The sequence below is a fragment of the Streptomyces sp. NBC_01217 genome (assembly GCF_035994185.1).
Taxonomy (GTDB): domain Bacteria; phylum Actinomycetota; class Actinomycetes; order Streptomycetales; family Streptomycetaceae; genus Streptomyces.
Genome location: NZ_CP108538.1, coordinates 5,329,751 through 5,351,338 on the forward strand (window position 1 = coordinate 5,329,751; position 21,588 = coordinate 5,351,338).

15 protein-coding genes are annotated in these 21,588 nt (G+C 70.1%); 13 read left to right on the forward strand and 2 right to left on the reverse strand.

The features are described from left to right. Window positions 1-13 precede the first annotated feature (13 nt). The 11 genes from nuoE (at window position 14) to recQ (ending at window position 15,131) form a co-directional block, all read left to right on the forward strand. Window positions 14-790 carry an NADH-quinone oxidoreductase subunit NuoE gene (gene nuoE / locus OG507_RS23920; RefSeq protein WP_327372066.1) on the forward strand — a complete coding sequence of 259 codons (777 nt, stop codon included), beginning with the start codon at window positions 14-16 and terminating at the stop codon, window positions 788-790. Next, on the forward strand, window positions 790-2,160 hold the full coding sequence (gene nuoF, locus OG507_RS23925) for an NADH-quinone oxidoreductase subunit NuoF (protein WP_327369243.1): 1,371 nt from the start codon (window positions 790-792) through the stop codon (window positions 2,158-2,160). Before nuoE ends, nuoF begins: the two co-directional genes overlap by 1 nt. Continuing rightward, a complete protein-coding gene (locus OG507_RS23930) occupies window positions 2,157-4,664 on the forward strand; it encodes an NADH-quinone oxidoreductase subunit G (RefSeq protein ID WP_327369244.1) in 2,508 nt (835 codons plus the stop codon). Before nuoF ends, OG507_RS23930 begins: the two co-directional genes overlap by 4 nt. Beyond that, complete coding sequence (gene nuoH, locus OG507_RS23935; protein WP_327369245.1) at window positions 4,661-6,064, forward strand: NADH-quinone oxidoreductase subunit NuoH; 1,404 nt, start codon at window positions 4,661-4,663, stop codon at window positions 6,062-6,064. The genes OG507_RS23930 and nuoH overlap by 4 nt, the downstream gene beginning before the upstream one ends. Next, window positions 6,057-6,686, forward strand: a complete 630-nt coding sequence (gene nuoI, locus OG507_RS23940) for an NADH-quinone oxidoreductase subunit NuoI (protein ID WP_327369246.1) — start codon at window positions 6,057-6,059, stop codon at window positions 6,684-6,686. The genes nuoH and nuoI overlap by 8 nt, the downstream gene beginning before the upstream one ends. Continuing rightward, the gene (locus OG507_RS23945) at window positions 6,683-7,510 is read left to right on the forward strand and encodes an NADH-quinone oxidoreductase subunit J (protein ID WP_327369247.1); all 828 of its coding nucleotides are present in this window, start codon (window positions 6,683-6,685) and stop codon (window positions 7,508-7,510) included. The genes nuoI and OG507_RS23945 overlap by 4 nt, the downstream gene beginning before the upstream one ends. After that, a complete protein-coding gene (nuoK, locus tag OG507_RS23950; protein ID WP_093543641.1) occupies window positions 7,507-7,806 on the forward strand; it encodes an NADH-quinone oxidoreductase subunit NuoK in 300 nt (99 codons plus the stop codon). Before OG507_RS23945 ends, nuoK begins: the two co-directional genes overlap by 4 nt. Window positions 7,807-7,820: 14 nt before the next feature. Then, on the forward strand, window positions 7,821-9,716 hold the full coding sequence (gene nuoL / locus OG507_RS23955) for an NADH-quinone oxidoreductase subunit L (RefSeq protein ID WP_327369248.1): 1,896 nt from the start codon (window positions 7,821-7,823) through the stop codon (window positions 9,714-9,716). A gap of 4 nt (window positions 9,717-9,720) precedes the next feature. After that, on the forward strand, window positions 9,721-11,292 hold the full coding sequence (locus OG507_RS23960) for an NADH-quinone oxidoreductase subunit M (protein WP_327369249.1): 1,572 nt from the start codon (window positions 9,721-9,723) through the stop codon (window positions 11,290-11,292). Then, entirely contained in the window at window positions 11,289-12,953 is a 1,665-nt protein-coding gene (gene nuoN / locus OG507_RS23965; protein WP_327369250.1) for an NADH-quinone oxidoreductase subunit NuoN, read from the forward strand. Before OG507_RS23960 ends, nuoN begins: the two co-directional genes overlap by 4 nt. Window positions 12,954-13,094: 141 nt before the next feature. Beyond that, window positions 13,095-15,131: a DNA helicase RecQ gene (gene recQ, locus OG507_RS23970; RefSeq protein WP_442811006.1), complete on the forward strand. Its 2,037-nt coding sequence runs from the start codon at window positions 13,095-13,097 to the stop codon at window positions 15,129-15,131. A gap of 113 nt (window positions 15,132-15,244) precedes the next feature. On the opposite strand, the gene fahA is transcribed toward recQ, so the two are convergent. Together fahA and OG507_RS23980 are read right to left on the reverse strand one after the other, a co-directional pair. After that, window positions 15,245-16,474, reverse strand: a complete 1,230-nt coding sequence (gene fahA / locus OG507_RS23975; RefSeq protein ID WP_327369251.1) for a fumarylacetoacetase — start codon at window positions 16,472-16,474, stop codon at window positions 15,245-15,247. 136 nt (window positions 16,475-16,610) lie between these two features. Then, window positions 16,611-18,605, reverse strand: coding sequence for a CocE/NonD family hydrolase (locus OG507_RS23980; protein WP_327369252.1), 1,995 nt, complete (start codon window positions 18,603-18,605; stop codon window positions 16,611-16,613). 422 nt (window positions 18,606-19,027) lie between these two features. On the opposite strand from OG507_RS23980, the gene OG507_RS23985 reads away from it, so the two are divergent. Both OG507_RS23985 and OG507_RS23990 read left to right on the forward strand, forming a co-directional pair. Beyond that, entirely contained in the window at window positions 19,028-20,038 is a 1,011-nt protein-coding gene (locus OG507_RS23985; protein ID WP_327369253.1) for a polyprenyl synthetase family protein, read from the forward strand. Window positions 20,039-20,278: 240 nt separating this feature from the next. Then, entirely contained in the window at window positions 20,279-21,529 is a 1,251-nt protein-coding gene (locus OG507_RS23990; RefSeq protein WP_327369254.1) for a LolA family protein, read from the forward strand. Window positions 21,530-21,588 lie beyond the last annotated feature (59 nt).

Genomic DNA, 21,588 nt, shown 5'->3' on the forward strand with positions numbered 1-21,588 from the left:
AGTCAGTCTGGGGATGCCGCAGCTCCCCGCCCCCGCCTACCCGGCCGAGGTGCGCGCCAGGCTCGAAGCGGACGCGAAGGAGGTGATCGCCCGCTACCCCGACAGCCGCTCCGCGCTGCTTCCGCTGCTGCACCTGGTGCAGTCCGAGGAGGGCTTCGTCTCCCGTACGGGCATGGCGTTCTGTGCCGAGCTGCTCGGCCTGACCACCGCCGAGGTCACCGCGGTCGCCACCTTCTACACGATGTACCGGCGCAAGCCCAGCGGCGACTACCAGGTCGGTGTCTGCACCAACACGCTGTGCGCGGTGATGGGCGGCGACGCCATCTTCGACCGGCTCAAGCAGCATCTCGGCGTCGGCAACGACGAGACGACCGAGGACGGCAAGGTCACCCTCGAACACATCGAGTGCAACGCGGCCTGCGACTTCGCACCCGTCGTGATGGTCAACTGGGAGTTCTTCGACAACCAGACGCCCGAGAGCGCGACGCGCCTGGTCGACGACCTGATCGCCGGGCGCACCGTCGAACCCACCCGCGGCGCGCCCCTGTGCTCGTACAAGGAGACGTCCCGCATCCTGGCCGGCTTCCCCGACGAGCGCCCCGGCGCCGTCGAGGCATCCGGCGGCGCGGGCCCCGCGTCGCTGATCGGCCTCAAGCTCGCCAAGGGCGAGGAACCGCACCCCCGCGTCGTCGCCCCGCGCGGCGAGAGCACGCGCGGGGAGTCCGGGCCCGCCGACGCCCCGCAGAACCCGGACCACCCGGCAGGACCGAGCGCCGAGGAGGGAGCGTGATGACGTTGGCAACGGAAATCAACGACAACGGCAGCGGTGGCAGCCCCGAGAAGCTGCTCGTCCCCGTCCTCTCCGCCTTCTGGGACCAGCCGGAATCCTGGACCCTGGAGACCTACCGGCGCCACGACGGATACGAGGGGCTGCGCAAGGCCCTCGCCATGTCGCCGGACGACCTCATCGCCTACGTCAAGGACTCCGGTCTGCGCGGCCGCGGCGGCGCAGGCTTCCCCACCGGGATGAAGTGGCAGTTCATCCCCCAGGGCGACGGCAAACCGCACTATCTGGTTGTCAACGCAGACGAGTCGGAGCCCGGGACCTGCAAGGACATCCCGCTCCTCTTCGCCAACCCGCACAGCCTCATCGAGGGCATCGTGATCGCCTGCCACGCGATCCGTTCCTCGCACGCCTTCATCTATCTGCGCGGTGAAGTCGTCCCCGTACTGCGGCGGTTGCACGAGGCCGTGCGCGAGGCCTACGAGGCGGGCTTCCTCGGGAAGGACATCCTGGGCTCGGGGCTCGACCTGGAACTCACTGTGCACGCGGGCGCGGGCGCGTACATCTGTGGTGAGGAGACGGCGCTGCTCGACTCGCTCGAAGGGCGCCGCGGCCAGCCCCGGCTGCGACCGCCCTTCCCCGCGGTCGCCGGTCTGTACGCCTGCCCCACTGTGGTGAACAACGTCGAATCCATCGCCTCGGTTCCCGCGATCCTGAACCGCGGCAAGGACTGGTTCAAGTCGATGGGCAGCGAGAAGTCCCCCGGCTTCACGCTGTACTCGCTCAGCGGGCACGTCACGAGCCCCGGCCAGTACGAGGCGCCGCTCGGCATCACGCTGCGCCAGCTGCTCGACATGAGCGGCGGCATGCGCCCCGGCCACCGGCTGAAGTTCTGGACCCCGGGCGGATCGTCCACCCCGATGTTCACCGACGAGCACCTCGATGTGCCGCTCGACTACGAGGGTGTCGGAGCCGCCGGTTCCATGCTCGGCACCAAGGCGCTCCAGTGCTTCGACGAGACGACCTGCGTCGTGCGGGCCGTCACCCGCTGGACCGAGTTCTACGCCCACGAGTCCTGCGGCAAGTGCACACCCTGCCGCGAAGGCACCTACTGGCTGGTCCAGCTGCTCCGCGACATCGAGGCCGGCAAGGGGCAGATGGCCGACCTCGACAAGCTGAACGACATCGCCGACAACATCAACGGCAAGTCCTTCTGCGCCCTCGGTGACGGCGCCGCCTCGCCGATCTTCTCCTCGCTGAAGTACTTCCGCGAGGAGTACGAGCAGCACATCACGGGCAGGGGCTGCCCCTTCGATCCCGCCAGGTCGACCGTCTGGGCCGACGACAAGAACGCTCACCAGGGGGTGAACGCATGACAGTCACCACGAGTGCGCCCTCCGGGGGCGGCGAGGCGGCCCTGCCGCCCGAGGACCTCGTCACGCTGACGATCGACGGCATCGAGATCAGCGTGCCCAAGGGCACCCTGGTCATCCGGGCCGCCGAACTCCTCGGCATCGAGATCCCGCGCTTCTGCGACCACCCGCTCCTCGACCCGGCAGGCGCCTGTCGCCAGTGCATCGTCGAGGTCGAGGGGCAGCGCAAGCCGATGGCGTCCTGCACCATCACCTGCACCGACGGCATGGTGGTGAGGTCGCAGCTCACCTCGCCCGTCGCGGAGAAGGCGCAGAAGGGTGTGATGGAGCTGCTGCTCATCAACCACCCGCTGGACTGCCCGGTCTGCGACAAGGGCGGCGAGTGCCCGCTGCAGAACCAGGCGATGTCGCACGGCGGCGCGGACTCCCGCTTCGACGGCAGGAAGCGGACGTACGAGAAGCCCGTCGCGATCTCCACCCAGGTGCTGCTGGACCGTGAGCGGTGTGTGCTCTGCGCGCGCTGCACCCGGTTCTCCAACCAGGTGGCGGGCGATCCGATGATCGAGCTGATCGAGCGCGGTGCGCTCCAGCAGGTCGGTACGGGCGAGGGCGACCCGTTCGAGTCGTACTTCTCCGGGAACACCATCCAGATCTGCCCGGTCGGGGCGCTGACCTCGGCGGCGTACCGGTTCCGCTCCCGGCCCTTCGACCTGGTGTCGTCGCCGTCGGTCTGCGAGCACTGCGCGGGCGGCTGCGCGACCCGCACCGACCACCGGCGCGGCAAGGTCATGCGGCGGCTCGCCGCCAACGACCCCGAGGTCAACGAGGAGTGGGTCTGCGACAAGGGCCGCTTCGGATTCCGTTACGCACAGCAGCGGGACCGGCTCACCACCCCGCTGGTGCGCAACGCGGACGGTGTCCTGGAACCGGCGAGCTGGCCCGAGGCGCTGGCCGCCGCGGCCGCCGGTCTGCTGGCCGCACGCGGCAGGACGGGTGTCCTCACGGGCGGCCGGCTGACCGTCGAGGACGCGTACGCGTACAGCAAGTTCGCCCGGATCGCGCTGGACACGAACGACGTCGACTTCCGGGCCCGGGTGCACAGCGGTGAGGAGGCCGACTTCCTGGCCGCCCGCGTGGCCGGGCGCGGCCGGGACCTGGACGGCACGGGTGTCACGTACACCTCGCTGGAGAAGGCTTCGACGGTGCTGCTGGTCGGCTTCGAGTCGGAGGAGGAGGCGCCCGGCGTCTTCCTGCGGCTGCGCAAGGCGAACCGCAAGCACGGACAGCGCACGTACGCCGTCGCCTCGCACGCCACGCGCGGTCTGGAGAAGGCGGGCGGCACGCTGCTCCCCGCCGCCCCCGGCACCGAGACCGAGTGGCTGGACGCGATCGCGGGCGGCGTCGGACTGGACGGCGACGGAGCCGCGGCGGCCGAGGCGCTGCGCGGCGGTGGCGCCGTGATCGTGGTCGGCGAGCGGCTGGCGGCCGTGCCCGGCGGGCTGACCGCCGCGGTACGGGCCGCGACCGCGACCGGGGCCACGCCGGTGTGGATCCCGCGGCGGGCCGGGGAGCGCGGTGCGGTGGAGGCGGGCGCGCTTCCTTCGCTGCTGCCCGGCGGCCGCCCGGCGACCGACCCGCGGGCCAGGGACGAGGTGGCGGCCGTCTGGGGCGTCGCCGAACTCCCGTCCCGCTTCGGCCGCGACACCGGCCAGATCGTGGAGGCCGCGGCCACCGGCGAGCTGGGCGCGCTGCTCGTCGCCGGGGTCGAGACCGTGGACCTGCCGGACCCGGCACGGGCCCTGGAGGCGCTGGACCAGGTCGGCTTCCTGGTCTCGCTGGAGCTGCGGCCCAGCGAGGTGACCGAGCGGGCCGATGTGGTCTTCCCGGTCGCCGCGGTGGCCGAGAAGTCCGGCACCTTCCTCAACTGGGAGGGCAGGGCGCGGATGTTCGAGGCCGCGCTGAAGCCCGAGCAGATGACGCGGACGCTCGTGCCGAGCGATGCGCGGGTGCTGCACATGCTGGCCGATGCGCTGGACGTCCATCTGGCGCTGCCGGACCTGAAGTCCGTACGCCGTGAGCTGGACCGGCTCGGCGGCTGGAGCGGCACGCACGCCGCCGACCCGAACGAGTCGTCGCAGCCGCTGCCCAGGCCCGCCGACGGCGAGGCGGTCCTCGCGGGTCACCGCATGCTGCTCGACCTGGGCCGGCTCCAGGAGGGCGACGACGCACTGGCCGGCACCCGGCACGCCGCGGTCGCCCGGCTCTCCGCCGTCACCGCGGCCGAGACGGGCGTGAAGGACGGCGATCTGCTCGCTGTCACCGGCCCGGCGGGCAGCGTCGAACTCCCGCTGAAGGTCACCGACATGCCGGACCGTGTGGTCTGGGTGCCGCTGAACTCCGTCGGACGGGGCGTCCCGGCCGACACCGGTGTCCGGCCCGGCGGTCTGGTCCGGATCGGCCCGGCCGCACCGGGCACTCCCGACGTCACACCGGAGGTGGGGGCGTGACTGCCTTCGCTCAACTGGCCGCGGCACCGCACGGCGCCGTACTCGCCGCCGAGGATCTGTCGATGTTCGGCACCGACCCGTGGTGGCTCGTCGTCGTCAAGGCGGTGTTCTGCTTCGCGTTCCTGATGGTGACCGTGCTCTTCTCCATCGTGTGGGAGCGCAAGGTCGTCGCCTGGATGCAGCTGCGCATCGGCCCCAACCGGCACGGCCCCTGGGGCATGCTCCAGTCGCTCGCCGACGGCATCAAACTGATGCTGAAGGAAGACCTCGTCGTCAAGCGCGCCGACAAGGTCGTGTACGTGCTCGCGCCGATCGTCGCCGCCGTACCCGCCTTCATGGCGATCGCGGTGATCCCGTTCGGCCCGTCCGGCAACGAGGTCTCGATCTTCGGCCACCGTACGGCGATGCAGCTCACCGACCTGCCGATCGCGATGCTCTACATCCTCGCGGTCGCCTCGGTCGGGATCTACGGCATCGTGCTGGCGGGCTGGTCCTCCGGATCGACGTACCCGCTCCTCGGCGGGCTGCGCTCCTGCGCGCAGATGATCAGTTACGAGATCGCGATGGGCGCCGCGTTCGCCTCGGTCTTCCTCTACTCCGGGTCGATGTCGACCTCGAAGATCGTGGAGGCGCAGCAGGACCGCTGGTTCATCATCCTGCTGCCGGTCTCCTTCATCATCTACATCGTCACGATGGTCGGCGAGACCAACAGGGCCCCGTTCGACATGCCGGAGTCCGAGGGCGACCTGGTCGGCGGCTTCAACACCGAGTACTCGTCGATCAAGTTCGCGATGTTCATGCTCGCCGAGTACGTCAACATGGTCACCGTCTCCGCGGTCTCCACGACCCTGTTCCTGGGCGGCTGGCGGGCCCCGTGGCCGATCAGCACCTTCTGGGAGGGCGCGAACCACGGCTGGTGGCCGATGCTCTGGTTCGTCATCAAGGTCCAGCTGCTGCTGTTCTTCTTCATCTGGCTGCGCGGCACGCTGCCCCGGGTCCGCTACGACCAGCTGATGAAGCTCGGCTGGAAGGTCCTGATCCCGGTCTCCGTCGTCTGGCTGATGCTGGTCGCGACGGTGCGGGCGATGCGCAACGAGGGGTACGACTTCTCGAAGATCGTGCTGTACGTGGCCGGGGCCGTGATCGCGATCCTGCTGATCTCCTTCGTCGCCGACATCTTCCGCGACAAGAAGGGCCGGGCCGCCGAGGCGGAGGCCGGACCGGAGCCGGCGTTCGACCCGATGGCGGGCGGATTCCCGGTGCCGCCGCTGCCCGGACAGACCCTGCCGCCGGTGCCGCGCCGCAGGCCGCGGAGCGAGCGCGAGCTCGTTGTCAGTGGCGGGTCGGATACTCAGAGTGACGACAGTCCGAGTGACGGAAAGGAGGCTGACGGTGTCTGAGTCATCAGAGCCCTCGGGGGAGAAGTTCCAGAACCCCGTCGCCGGTTTCGGCGTGACCTTCAAGGCCATGTTCAAGAAGCGGCTGACCGAGCAGTATCCGGAAACGCAGAAGGTGACGGCGCCGCGCTTCCACGGCCGGCATCAGCTCAACCGTCACCCGGACGGCCTGGAGAAGTGCATCGGCTGCGAGCTGTGCGCCTGGGCCTGTCCGGCCGACGCGATCTATGTGGAGGGTGCGGACAACACCGACGAGGAGCGCTACTCCCCGGGTGAGCGCTACGGCCGCGTCTACCAGATCAACTACGCGCGCTGCATCCTGTGCGGGCTGTGCATCGAGGCGTGCCCGACCCGGGCGCTGACGATGACCAATGAGTTCGAGCTCGCCAACACCAGCCGCGAGAGCCTGATCTACACCAAGGACGAGCTGCTCGCGGGCCTGGCGGAGGGCATGGTCGACTCCCCGCACGCGATCTACCCCGGGATGGACGAGCAGGACTACTACCGGGGCCTCGTCACCGAGGCCGCGCCCGGTACGGAGCGTCAGACCGCACTCTCCAAGGGCGAGAAGCCGGCCGACGACCACAACGGAAGCAACGGCTCGGCACAGGAGGTGGGCGCATGACCGGCCTGGCCGCAGCGGCCTCCCAGACCTCCACGGGCGAGGCCTTCCAGTTCTGGGTGCTGGGCACCGTCGCCGTGATCGGCGCGCTGTCCACCGTACTGATGAAAAAGGCCGTGCACAGCGCGCTGAGCCTCGCCGGGACGATGATCGTCCTGGCGGTGTTCTATCTCGCCAACGGCGCCTACTTCCTGGGCGTCGTCCAGATCGTCGTCTACACCGGCGCGATCATGATGCTGTTCCTCTTCGTCGTCATGCTCGTCGGTGTCACGGCGGCCGACTCGCTGAAGGAGACCCTCAAGGGCCAGCGCTGGCTGGCCGCGGGCTGCGGGATCGGCTTCGGCATCCTGCTGATCGCCGGTATCGGCAACGCCTCGCTGAACAGCTTCAACGGACTCGGCACCGCCAACGCGCAGCACGGCGGAAACGTCGAGGGGCTGGCCAGCCTCATCTTCACCAAGTACGTCTTCGCCTTCGAGATCACCGGCGCCCTGCTGATCACGGCGACGGTCGGCGCGATGGTGCTCACGCACCGCGAGCGCACCGAACGGGCCAAAACCCAGCGGGAGTTGTCCGAAGCGCGCGTGCGCGGCACACAGTTGCCGCCGCTACCCGCCCCCGGCGTCTACGCCCGGCACAACGCCGTGGACATCCCGGGTCTGCTCCCGGACGGCACACCGTCCGAGCTCACCGTCATGCAGACGCTGCGCAAGCGCGGACAGATCCGCGATGTGTCGAACGAGTCGCTGGACCGGCTCAAGGCGCTGGAGCAGCGCTCCGAGGAGCGGCTCGGCCGTGACAACGAAGACGAGGAGGTCGCCAAGTGAATCCGGTCAACTACCTCTATCTCGCCGCCCTGTTGTTCACCATCGGTGCGGCCGGGGTGCTGATCAGGCGGAACGCGATCGTGGTGTTCATGTGCGTGGAGCTGATGCTCAACGCCTGCAACCTCGCGTTCGTGACCTTCTCCCGGATGCACGGCAATCTCGACGGGCAGATCATCGCCTTCTTCACGATGGTCGTCGCAGCCGCCGAGGTCGTGGTCGGGCTCGCGATCATCGTGTCGGTGTTCCGTTCCCGCCACTCGGCCTCGGTCGACGACGCCAGCCTGATGAAGCTGTAAGGGGACGTTGAATCGTGGAGAACCTGATTGCGCTGCTCGTCGCGGCGCCCCTGCTCGGAGCGGCGGTCCTGCTCTGCGGCGGCCGACGGCTGGACCGCGCCGGACACTGGGTCGGCACCCTGCTCGCCGGGGTGTCGTTCGTCATCGGTGTCGTGCTCTTCCTCGACATGCTGGGCAAGAGCGCGGATGACCGGGCGCTGCACCAGAAGCTGTTCAGCTGGATCCCTGTCGAGGGCTTCCAGGCCGATGTGGCCTTCCAGCTCGACCAGCTGTCGATGACGTTCGTGCTGCTGATCACCGGTGTGGGCACGCTGATCCACATCTACTCGATCGGCTACATGGAGCACGACGAGCGCCGACGCCGCTTCTTCGGCTATCTGAACCTGTTCCTCGCGGCGATGCTGATCCTGGTCATCGCCGACAACTACCTGCTGCTGTACGTCGGGTGGGAGGGCGTCGGTCTGGCGTCGTACCTGCTGATCGGCTTCTGGCAGCACAAGCCCAGCGCGGCCACCGCCGCCAAGAAGGCATTCCTGGTCAACCGGGTCGGCGACATGGGCCTGTCGATCGCGATCATGCTGATGTTCACCACGTTCGGCACGTTCGCCTTCGGGCCCGTCCTGGCGGCGACCGGTCAGACCGGCGAGGGCAAGCTGACGGCGATCGGCCTGATGCTGCTCCTCGCGGCCTGCGGCAAGTCGGCGCAGGTGCCGCTGCAGTCCTGGCTCGGTGACGCGATGGAGGGCCCGACCCCGGTCTCGGCCCTCATCCACGCCGCGACCATGGTGACCGCGGGTGTCTACCTCATCGTCCGTTCCGGCGCGATCTTCAACAATGCGCCGGACGCACAGCTGGCCGTCGTGGTCGTCGGCGCGGTCACGCTGCTCTTCGGTGCGATCGTCGGTTGCGCGAAGGACGACATCAAGAAGGCCCTCGCCGGGTCGACGATGTCGCAGATCGGCTACATGATCCTGGCCGCCGGGCTCGGCCCGATCGGCTACGTCTTCGCGATCATGCACCTGGTGACGCACGGCTTCTTCAAGGCCGGGCTCTTCCTCGGCGCCGGTTCGGTCATGCACGGCATGAACGACGAGGTCGACATGAGGAAGTTCGGCGGCCTCAGGAAGTACATGCCGGTCACCTTCATCACCTTCGGCCTCGGCTATCTGGCGATCATCGGCTTCCCCGGCCTGTCCGGCTTCTTCTCCAAGGACAAGATCATCGAGGCGGCCTTCGCCAAGGGCGGCACCGAGGGCTGGATCCTAGGCTCGGTGGCCCTGCTGGGCGCCGGGATCACCGCGTTCTACATGACGCGCGTGATGCTGCTGACGTTCTTCGGGGAGAAGCGCTGGCAGCCCGACGCGGAGGGCCATGAGCCGCATCCGCACGAGTCCCCGAAGTCGATGACCGTCCCCATGATCATCCTGGCGTTCGGTTCGGTCTTCGCCGGAGGCTTCTTCTCCTTCAACGACCGCTTCCTGAACTGGCTGGAGCCGGTCACCGAACACAGCCACGGACACGCCCCGGTCAGCGCCGCGACCGTCACAGCGGCCACCATGGTGGTGCTCGTCATCGGCGTCGCCATCGCCTGGGCGATGTACGGACGGGCGCCGGTACCGGTCGTCGCCCCGCGCGGCTCGCTGCTCACCCGGGCCGCCCGCCGCGATCTCCTGCAGGACGACTTCAACCATGTGGTCCTGGTCCGCGGCGGCGAGCACCTCACCCGCTCCCTGGTGTACGTCGACCACACCCTGGTCGACGGCGTCGTCAACGGCACGGCCGCCTCGATGGGCGGGCTCTCCGGCCGGCTGCGCAAGCTGCAGAACGGCTACGCCCGCTCCTACGCGGTCTCGATGTTCGGCGGTACGGCGATCGTCATCGCCGCGACCCTGCTGATGAGGGCGGTCTGATCACATGTCCTTTCCCCTCCTGACAGCGACGGCGGCGCTCCCGGCGATCGGTGCGATCGCCACCGCCGCCGTGCCGGCCGCCCGGCGCACCGCCGCCAAATGGCTGGCGCTGCTCTTCTCGCTGGCCACCCTCGTACTGGCGGGCATCGCGCTCGCCCGCTTCGAGCCCGGCGGCGACCGCTACCAGCTCACCGAATCGCACGCCTGGATCAAGGACTTCGGCGTCCGGTACGAACTGGGCGTGGACGGCATCGGGCTGGCGCTCATGGCGCTCACCGCGCTGCTGATCCCCTTCATCATCCTGGCCGGCTGGCACGACGCCGACCCCCTGGAGACCAAGTCCTCGCGCTGGCGGCCGACGCAGGGCTTCTTCGCCCTGATCCTGGCCGTCGAGGCGATGGTGATCCTCTCCTTCGAGGCCACCGACGTCTTCCTCTTCTACATCCTCTTCGAAGCCATGCTCATCCCGATGTACTTCCTCATCGGCGGCTTCGGGGACCGGGCGCACACCGGCAGCGACGAGAACGCGGCGGCCCAGCGCTCGTACGCCGCCGTGAAGTTCCTCCTCTACAACCTGGTCGGCGGCCTCATCATGCTGGCCGCCGTGATCGGGCTGTACGTGGTCGCGGGGACGTTCTCGCTCTCCGAGATCGCCGAGGCCCGCGCCAACGGCTCGCTCTCCATGGCGACCAGCACCGAGCGCTGGCTCTTCCTCGGGTTCTTCTTCGCCTTCGCGGTGAAGGCCCCGTTGTGGCCGCTGCACACCTGGCTGCCCAACGCCATGGGCGAGGCGACCTCCCCGGTCGCCGTCCTGATCACCGCCGTCGTCGACAAGGTCGGCACCTTCGCGATGCTCCGCTTCTGCCTCCAGCTCTTCCCGGAGGCCAGCAAGTGGGCGACGCCGGTGATCGTCGTCCTCGCGCTGATCAGCATCGTGTACGGGGCGCTGCTCGCCGTCGGCCAGCGCGACATCAAGCGGCTGATCGCCTACGCGTCGATCTCGCACTTCGGCTTCATCATCCTGGGCATCTTCGCGATGACCAGCCAGGGCCAGTCGGGCGCCACGCTCTACATGGTCAACCACGGGATCTCGACCGCCGCGCTGATGCTGGTGGCGGGCTTCCTGATCACCCGGCGCGGTTCGCGGCTCATCGCCGACTACGGCGGGGTGCAGAAGGTGGCGCCCATCCTGGCCGGCACCTTCCTGATCGGCGGTCTGGCCACCCTGTCGCTGCCCGGGCTCGCCCCGTTCGTCAGCGAATTCCTGGTCCTGGTCGGCGCGTTCAGCGCGTACCCGGCGGCGGGCATCATCGCCACGACCGGCATCGTGCTCGCCGCGCTGTACGTCCTCGTCCTGTACCAGCGGACGATGACGGGCCCGGTCAAGGCCGAGGTCCAGGGCATGGCGGACCTCAAGGCCCGGGAGCTGGCCGTGGTCCTCCCGCTGATCGCGCTGCTGCTCTTCCTGGGTGTCTATCCGAAGCCGCTGACGGAGATCGTCAACCCGGCGGTGCAGCACACCATGTCGGACGTCCAGAAGAAGGACCCCCAGCCTGAGGTGGAGGCCGCCAAGTGAGCGCAACAGCTGTCCACAGCTTGTGGACGACGGCGGGCGGGCTGACCTCGGCCGCCCCGGTCGAGAAGTTCAAAGCACCCGTCATCGAGTACACCCAGCTGACCCCGGTCCTCATCGTGATCGGTGTCGCCGTCGTGGGCGTACTCGTCGAGGCCTTCGTGCCGCGCCGGGCCCGCTACTACACGCAGGTCTTCCTGACCGTCGTCGCCCTCGCCGCCGCGTTCGCCGCGGTCATCGGCCTGGCGGTCGGCGGGTACGGCACGACGAAGGCGCACATCGCCGCGATGGGTGCCATCGCGATCGACGGGCCGACGCTCTTCCTGCAGGGCACCATCCTGCTGACCTCACTGGTCGCCGTGTTCACCTTCGCCGAGCGGCGGCTGGACCCCGCCGCGCACGGGAACCACGTCGACTCCTTCGCCGCACAGGCCGCGTCGGTCCCCGGCAGCGACAGCGAGAAGGCCGCGGTCAGGGCCGGGTTCACCACCACCGAGGTCTTCCCGCTGGTCCTCTTCTCGGTGGCCGGGATGCTGGTCTTCCCGGCGGCCAACGATCTGCTGACGCTCTTCGTGGCCCTGGAGGTCTTCTCCCTCCCGCTCTACCTCCTGTGCGCCGTCGCCCGCCGCAAGCGGCTGATGTCGCAGGAGGCCGCCGTGAAGTACTTCCTGCTCGGCGCCTTCTCGTCGGCGTTCCTGCTCTTCGGGATCGCTCTGATGTACGGGTACGCGGGCTCCGTCTCGTACGCCGCCATCGCCAACGTGGTCGACGGCTCCGTCACCCAGATCGACCCGGCGCTCGCCGACACCATGGGCAACGACGCGCTGCTCCTGATCGGCGGGGCGATGATCCTGACCGGTCTGCTCTTCAAGGTCGGCGCCGTCCCGTTCCACATGTGGACCCCGGACGTCTACCAGGGCGCCCCGACCCCGGTCACCGGCTTCATGGCCGCGGCCACCAAGGTCGCCGCGTTCGGTGCGCTGCTGCGTCTGCTGTACGTGGTGCTGCCGGGCCTCGCCTGGGACTGGCGCCCGGTCATGTGGGCCGTCGCGATCGTCACGATGCTGGGCGGCGCGATCGTCGCCATCACCCAGACCGACATCAAGCGGCTGCTCGCCTACTCCTCGATCGCACACGCCGGGTTCATCCTCGCCGGTGTCATCGCGACCACCCCGGACGGCATCTCGTCGGTCCTCTTCTACCTCGGCGCCTACTCCTTCGTGACGGTCGGTGCGTTCGCCGTCGTCACCCTGGTGCGCGACGCGGGCGGCGAGGCGACGCATCTGTCGAAGTGGGCCGGGCTCGGGCGGCGCTCGCCGCTGGTCGCCGCGGTCTTCGCGGTGTTCCTGCTGGCCTTCGCGGGTATCCCGCTCACCTCCGGGTTCTCCGGAAAGTTCGCCGTCTTCAAGGCCGCGGCGGACGGCGGCGCGGGCGGCCTGGTCGTGGTCGGTGTGATCTCGTCCGCGATCGCCGCGTTCTTCTACATCCGGGTCATCGTGCTGATGTTCTTCAGCGAGCCGAAGGCGGACGGCCCGACGGTCGCCGTCCCGTCCCCGCTGACGATGACGACGATCGCGGTCGGTGTCGCGGTCACGCTGGTGCTGGGCCTCGCCCCGCAGTACTTCCTGGACCTGGCGAGCCAGGCGGGAGTCTTCGTGAGGTAGCGCACACGCACACAGCCGGCAGCAGCCGGGACAACGCCGGACGGGCCTGAGAAGTCAAGCCCGTCCGGCGTTGTCGTAGGCGACGCCTATCGTGGCAGGGGACGGCGGGACGGAACGGGACGACTTCGGGGGTACGGAGCAATGGGCGTGACGGGCGGGACCATGGATGTGACCGAGAGCGACGCGCGGCAGACGCTGCACCGGGTGTTCGGATACGAGACGTTCCGCGGTGAGCAGGAAGCGATCGTCGACCACGTGGTGGCGGGCGGGGACGCCGTCGTGCTCATGCCGACCGGTGGCGGTAAATCCCTCTGCTACCAGATCCCCGCCCTGGTCAGAGGCGGTACGGGCATCGTCATCTCACCCCTGATCGCCCTGATGCAGGACCAGGTGGACGCGCTGCGGGCGCTCGGTGTGCGGGCCGGATTCATCAACTCCACGCAGGACTTCGACGAGCGCCGCTCGATGGAGGCCCAGTTCGTCGCCGGTGAGCTCGACCTGCTCTACCTGGCCCCGGAGCGGCTCCGTCTGGACACCACCCTCGGCCTGCTCTCCCGCGGCGAGATCTCCGTCTTCGCGATCGACGAGGCGCACTGTGTGGCCCAGTGGGGCCACGACTTCCGCCCGGACTATCTGTCCCTCTCCGTCCTCGGCGAGCGCTGGCCCGACGTACCGCGCATCGCCCTAACGGCGACCGCGACCGACGCGACGCACCAGGAGATCACCCAGCGTCTGGGCATGCCCGACGCGAAGCATTTCGTCGCCAGCTTCGACCGGCCCAACATCCAGTACCGGATCGTGCCGAAGGCCGACCCGAAGAAGCAGCTGCTCTCCTTCCTCAAGGAGGAGCACGCCGGGGACGCGGGCATCGTCTACTCCCTGTCGCGCAACTCGACCGAGAAGACCGCCGAATACCTCTGCCGCAACGGCATCGAGGCCGTCCCTTACCACGCGGGACTGGACGCGGGCACGCGCGCCGTCCACCAGTCCCGCTTCCTGCGCGAGGAGGGCCTGGTCGTCGTCGCGACCATCGCCTTCGGCATGGGCATCGACAAGCCGGACGTACGCTTCGTCGCCCACCTCGACCTGCCGAAGTCCGTCGAGGGCTACTACCAGGAGACCGGCCGCGCGGGCCGCGACGGGCAGCCGTCCACGGCCTGGATGGCATACGGCCTCCAGGACGTCGTCCAGCAGCGCAAGCTCATCCAGGGCAGCGAGGGCGACGAGGCGTTCCGCCGCCGTGCGGCCTCCCACCTCGACTCGATGCTGGCCCTGTGCGAGACGGTCCGGTGCCGCCGCGCCCAGCTCCTGACGTACTTCGGCCAGGAGCCCACCGCGGCGGCCTGCGGCAACTGCGACACCTGCCTCACCCCGCCCGAGAGCTGGGACGGCACGGTGGTCGCGCAGAAACTGCTGTCGACCGTCGTACGGCTGAAGCGGGAGCGCGGGCAGAAGTTCGGCGCGGGCCAGATCATCGACATCCTGCTCGGCCGCAAGACGGCCAAGGTCATCCAGTTCGACCACGACCAGCTCTCGGTCTTCGGTATCGGCGAGGAGCTGGCCGAGGCCGAATGGCGCGGAGTCGTCCGGCAGTTGCTCGCCCAGGGCCTGATCGCGGTCGAGGGTGAGTACGGCACGCTGGTGCTGACGGAGGAGAGCGGCTCGGTGCTCGGCCGGGAGCGCGAGGTGCTGCTGCGCAAGGAGGCGCCGAAGCCCGCGTCGCGCTCCACGAAGGGCGAACGCAAGGCGAAGTCCCAGGCGTCCGCCGCCGAGCTGACGCCCGAGGCCGTCCCGGTCTTCGAGGCACTGCGGGCCTGGCGCGGCGCCCAGGCCAAGGAGCTGGGCGTCCCGGCGTACGTCATCTTCCACGACGCGACGCTGCGCGAGATCGCCACGCTCCGCCCGGACTCGGTGTCCGCGCTGGGCGGCATCAGCGGTCTGGGGGAGAAGAAGCTGGCGACGTACGGCGAGGGGGTGCTGGAGGTGCTCGCGGAGTTCACCGGCACCGGCGCGGGGGCGGCGGAGCCGCCGGAGGCGGCCGCTGAGGCCGCACAGATCCCGAGCCCCGCCGCCCAGGTGCCCGCCCCGCCCACGGCCGCTCGGGCGACTCCGGCCCCGGCTGCCCCTGGCGACGACCCGGAGTTCGGCTGGGGCGAGGAGCCGCCGGAGTACGAGTGAAAGACGGTCCGTGGGCCGGCGAATACCGAACAGGTGAACCCGTTGCGGGACATCGACGGCCGCGCCCCGTCAGGAGCGCGGCCGTCAACCGGGCAGGCGTCACCCGGCAGCCGTCAGGCGGACGGCACGATGCGGCCCGTGACCTCGCCGAGGCCGACGCGGGTGCCGTCCGGGCCCGGCGCCCAGGCCGTCATCGTCACCGTGTCGCCGTCCTCCAGGAACGTCCGCTTGCCGTCCGGGAGGTCCAGCGGGTCGCGGCCGTTCCAGGTCAGTTCCAGGAGCGAGCCGCGCTGGCCGGGCTCGGCGCCGCTGACCGTGCCGGAGCCGTACAGATCGCCGGTGCGCAGCGATGCGCCGTTCACCGTCATCTGGGCCAGCATCTGGGCCGCCGTCCAGTACATGGTCGCGAACGGCGGCTCGGCGACCGGCTGTCCGTTGATCGCGACGGAGATCCGCAGGTCGAGGCCGCCGTCCTCGTCCTCGTCCGCGTCCTCCAGATAGGGGAGGAGCGGGAAGTCGCGGGCCGGGGGCGCGATCCGGGCCGCCTCCAGGGCTTCGAGCGGTGTCACCCAGGCCGATACGGACGTGGCGAAGGACTTGCCGAGGAACGGGCCGAGCGGCACGTACTCCCAGGCCTGGATGTCCCGCGCCGACCAGTCGTTGAGCAGGCAGAGCCCGAAGACATGATCGCGGAAGTCGCCGAGCGGGACCGGGCGTCCCTGCTCGGAGCCCACTCCGACGACGAAGCCGACCTCGGCCTCGATGTCCAGCTTGACGGAAGGACCGAACACCGGGGCCTCGTCGGCCGGGGTCCTGCGCTGGCCGGAGGGGCGCACCACGTCCGTGCCGGAGACGACGACGGTGCCGGCCCTGCCGTGGTAGCCGATCGGAAGGTGCTTCCAGTTGGGCGTCAGCGCGTCGCCGTTCGGCCGGAAGATCTTTCCGACGTTGGTGGCGTGGTTCTCGCTCGCGTAGAAGTCGACGTAGTCCGCGACCTCGTACGGCAGATGGAGCGTGACGGACCCGACCGGGTGGAGCAGCGGCTCGATGTCCGCGCGGTGTGCAGGGACCGTGACCCAGGCGGTCAGGGCCCGCCGGACGTCCCGCCAGGCGGTGCGGCCCGCGGCCAGCAGCGCGGTCAGGTCCGGCTGGGCGAGGAGCTGCGCGTAGGGCGAGCCGAGTGTGTGCGCCGCGGCTCCGGCGTCCAGTACGTGGTTGCCGATGCGGACGCCGACCCGGCGGTCCTCGGGGTGGTCGGGGGTGGAGAACACACCGTAGGGAAGGTTGTGCGGACCGAAGGGATCGCCCTCGGCCAGATCGAGCGGGCTGCTCTGCTCGGGCATGTGTTGCTGCCTCGCTTTCCAGGTCGCTTGAGGGACACGTTACGTCGGCGCCGCCGCCCCGCGGGAGTGTCCCAACTGCTCCTGATGCCCGGAAGGTTCCGCTGTGCCCGGGGTGCGCCGGGACACGAGGGCGAGGTCATCCGGCCGTGCGCGGGATCCGCTTCTCCCAGGTCCGGTGGAAGACGACCTCGCCGCCGTCCTTGCACACCACCTCGTCGGAGGTGATGAAGTCTTTGTCGTCCGCACTGATCTCGGACCGGGTCTCGATCCGTACGTCCCACGCCATCTCCGGCCGGTGCAGCCGGATCGCCCAGTCGGCGCGGGCGCGTGCGGAGAGCGGGTCGTTCTCCCGGATCGTGTACGTCTCCAGGGCGTCCTCGGTGAACTCCAGGCCGTCCGGGTAGATGCGGGTGCCGCCGTAGCGGGGGTCCACCTCCAGCCGCCAGGTGCCCTTGGCCACATCGCGCACCACCAGGCGCTCGGGGCGCTGTTCGTCGAGCGTCTCCGGGTGGACGACACCGAGCGGCTCCGACTGCTCCGGTTCCTCGAAGCGGATCGCGGGGTCCTCGGTGCGCCGGCGCACCGGCAGTTCGACGGAGCTGCCGTCGGCGTCCAGGGTGAAGCCGACCGACCCTGCCTGCGGCCAGATCCACGGCCAGTACGAGGAGGAGACCGCGAGTCTGATGCGGTGGCCGGGCGGGAAGGTGTGCCCGATGCCGTTCAGGTCGAAGGCGACGTCCTCTGCGGTGCCCACCGGCCAGTCGTCCGTGCGGTCGCGGCCGTGCCGGGCGGAGAGGTTGAGCGCGCCGCGCGTCACCAGGGTGGAGGAGCCGTCCGGTGCGACGTCGCAGAGCCGGGCGATCGCCTGACCGCGCGGCACATCCATCCGCAGGCGCAGCTTCACCCGGGGGCGGCCCAGGATCTCGATCGGGGCGTCCTCGACCGGGAACTCGAAGCACACCGACTTGGCGTCCTCGTCGCGCTGGTCGGGCGGCAGGTCGGCGTCGTTGCCGAACGGCAAGAAGCGTCCGGCGTCCAGCCCGGTCTGCTGCGGCGAGTCGACGATCCGCGGACCGCCCTGGAGGGCGTACGCGACGGGCGTGATGTTCTCCGAGGGCCAGGAGGTGTCTTCGACCCAGCGGCCGGGCAGCGTCCCGTACACCGTGGCGGGCCGGTGCGACTCGCTGATCCAGGACCGCAGCAACGGCTCGGCCAGGATGCCCGTGTCCTGGTCCTTCAGATGCTGGTCCCACCAGCGCAGCGTCTCCTGGAGGAAGCCGATCGCCGGACCGGGCGGCAGACCCCGGTCGGGGTACTGGTGCGACCAGGGCCCGATCAGCCCGCGGACCCTGTCCGGGGCGAGGTGCTCGACGAGCCGCAGGACGGTGTCGCGGTACGGGTCGTGCCAGCCGCCCACCGCGAGGACGTGCGCCCGGATCGCGGAGTAGTCCTCGCAGACGCTTCCGTGCTTCCAGTAGTCGTCGCGGGTCTGGTGCGCCAGCCAGGTGTGGAGGAACGGCCGGACGGTCTCCAGCCGCTTCAGCCACATGCCCTTCCAGTCCTCGCCGGCCCACGCCGGGTCCGGCGGCCGGGCGGCGAAGGCCAGCAGGGTGGCCGCCCACGCGTGCATGTCCACGGCGAGGACCGAGCCGCCCATGTAGTGGACGTCGTTGTCGTAGCGGTCGTCGGTCGAGCAGACGGTGACGACCGCCTTCAGCGGCTCGGGGGCCAGCGCCGCGATCTGGAGCGAGTTGGAGCCGCCCCAGGAGATGCCGAACATGCCCACCCGGCCGGAACACCACTCCTGCTCGGCCAGCCAGTGGATGACGGCGACCCCGTCGGCCAGCTCCGTCGCGTCGTACTCGTCACCCGGCACCCCCTCGCTGTTGCCGTGCCCGCGCACATCCACCCGGACCGAGGCGTAGCCGTGGCCCGCGTACCAGGGATGGCGCTGCCAGTCGCGCGGCGCCGTCCAGTCGCTCAGCCGGTACGGCAGGTATTCGAGGAGCGCGGGGACGGGCTCGTCGGTGAGGGGCCGCCAGATCCGGGCGTACAGCCGGGTGCCGTCAGGCAGCGGGATCCGGACGTCCTCATGGGTGGTGTCATACGGATACGTGGTGCTGATGTGCATGGCGGTACCTCAGTGGACGGGGTGCACGGTGCGCCTGGGCCGGGGTGCGGAGGCGACCACGACCGCGCGCTGTGCTTTCGCCCGGTCAGGTGACGCCGGCCCCGTACGTAGGGGACCGGACCGGGGCCGGTCCATGCCGAGGGACGAGAACCGTTCCCGGACCCCCGGGCCGGAGAGGGGCGTCGGGCCCCCTGGCGGGCCGGAAAAGGCATGGCCGTCGCCGGGCGGCAGCTGAGCCGGTTCCGTGTCGGTCGCCGTGTGGGACAAAAGGGGACTCCTGATCGTATGAGCTGTTCCCGAACATACCGGCGGTGGCGGGAAGGCGCCCACGGTGATCCAAAGGGGACCGGATACGCTGACTTGAGTGATGACAGCGACACATCGACATTCCGTGTGATCGTCAGCAGACAGGAGATCCCCTCGTGACCGTCGTCGGGCCGTTCGGACTGAGCGTGCGGGACCACGCTCTTGAGGCCGATGTCCAGGCCGGTTTGGCTGCTGTCGAGTCGGGGCTGCTCGAAGCCACCAAGAGCGGCGTGCCCTTCATCACGGAGGCCGCGCAGCATCTCGTGCACGCCGGGGGCAAGCGTTTCAGGCCGCTGCTGGCCATGCTGGCCGCCCGGTTCGGCGACCCCGACGCGCCGGGTGTCGTGCCCGCGGCCGTCGTCGTCGAGCTGACCCATCTCGCGACGCTCTACCACGACGACGTGATGGACGAGGCGGACGTACGCCGCGGCGTCGACAGCGCCAACACCCGCTGGGGCAACTCGGTGGCCGTCCTGACCGGCGACTTCCTCTTCGCCCGCGCCTCGCACATACTGGCCGACCTCGGTCCGGAGGCCGTACGCATCCAGGCGGAGGCGTTCGAGCGGCTGGTCACCGGCCAGATCCTGGAGACCGCGGGTCCGGGCGACGGACGCGACCCGGTCGAGCACTACCTCGAAGTGATGCGTGGCAAGACCGGCTCGCTGATCGCCGTGGCCTGCCGGTTCGGCGCGATGATGTCCGGTGCGCACGAGTCGGCCGTCGACATCCTCACCCAGTACGGGGAGCGGCTCGGCGTCGCCTTCCAGCTCGCCGACGACGTGCTCGACATCGCCTCCGACTCCCACGAGTCCGGCAAGACCCCCGGCACCGATCTGCGCGAAGGCATCCCGACGCTCCCCGTGCTCCACCTGCGGGCCCAGGCCGCGGCCGACGGGAAGCCGGACGACCTGGAGCTCGTCGAGCTGCTCGACGGCGACCTGAGCGACGACGCCCGGCACGCCGAGGCGCTGCGCAGGCTGCGCGCCCACCCGGCGCTGGAGCAGGCCCGGCGGGACACCATCCGGTACGCGCAGGAGGCACGCGCCACGCTGAAGCCGCTGCCCGAGGGCTATGCGAAGGCCGCGTTGGAGGAGATGTGCGACGCGGTGGTGCACCGGGCGGGCTGAGCCTCTCCCGAAAGGCTGTGAGCCCGCAGGTGCAGGCAACCCCTACGGGACGGGTGGAGTCCCGGCCGTGTGACGTCATACCGAAGAGGTAGGCGTAGTTGCTCCCCCCGGGTGACGATTCCGGGCCGCCGTTTTGGTCAGATGGACAACGACCACTCCTGAACAGATCGGTGAGAATGGCGGCACGGAGTGGACGAGCGCATCCGGACGGAAGCCGCCGACCACGGAGGTAGGGCACACATGGCAGCGAACGACAGCGCAGAGACCAACGGCGGGACCGGGGGCCCCGCCGCGGGCCGCCGGAAGGCGGCACGCTACATCGTCCCGGTCGCGGTGGCAGGGGTGGCGGCCGCGACGATCGGGCTCGTACCGGCGCTCGCCAGCACCGGCGACCCCGATCTGCCGGAGATCACCGCACAGCAGCTCATCGAGAAGATCGCCGCCTCGGACACCCAGCAGCTCTCCGGCACGGTGAAGATCAGCACGGACCTCGGCATCCCGTCGCTCGGCGGCCTGGCCGGCACCTTCGCCCGGGGCGGCGGCAGCGGCGCCTCGGACAAGGGCGATTCGACCGCCGACCCGCAGACGAAGCTGACGGAGCTGGCGTCCGGCACGCACACCCTGCGGGTGGCCGCCGACGGCCCGGACAAGCAGCGGGTGTCGATTCTGGAGAACGCGGCGGAGTACAGCCTGATCCACAACGGCGGTCAGGTCTGGGCGTACGACAGCGGGACCAACCAGGTCTACCACGCGAGCGAGGCCGGGGACTCGTCCTCGAAGCGGAGCCCGGCGCCCGAGGGCGTGCCGACCACGCCGAAGGCGCTCGCCGAGCAGGTCCTGAAGGCCGCGGGCCCCACCACCTCGGTGACGGTCGACGGCACGGCGCAGGTCGCCGGACGTGACGCGTACAAGCTGCTCATCAAGCCGAAACAGAGCGGCTCCACGATCGGCTCGGTCACGGTCGCGGTCGACGCGAAGAACGGCGTGCCGCTGAAGTTCACGCTGCTCCCGAGCAGCGGTGGCAAGGCCGTCGTCGATGCGGGCTTCACCCAGGTCGACTTCGCGAAGCCGGCCGCGTCCTCGTTCACGTTCACCCCGCCCAAGGGCGCCGAGGTGACGGAGGCGGACGACGCGAAGGCGCAGCACAAGGCCGACGGGGCGGACGGCCTGGGGATGTTCCCCGGCGCCGAGGGCCTGGGCGGCGGGGAGCAGGGCGCCAAGGACACGAAGGTCATCGGCGAGGGCTGGAACGCGATCGCCGAGATCAGCACCCCGGGCGCCGCCGCACTCCCCTCGAAGGAGTCGGGCGACGTACCGGCCGAGGCGCAGCAGTTCCTGGACTCGCTGGGCGACAAGGTCAGCGGCAAGTTCGGCTCGGGCACGGTCTTCAAGACCCGCCTGGTCAACGCGCTGATGACGGACAACGGCAAGGTGTACGTAGGAGCGGTCACCCCGGACACGCTGGTCAAGGCGGCGAACGACGCGGCCTGAGGCGGTGGGCGGGGCGCGGCGCGGGCATCGGCGTCCACCCGCCACCCGTCACCGTTCAC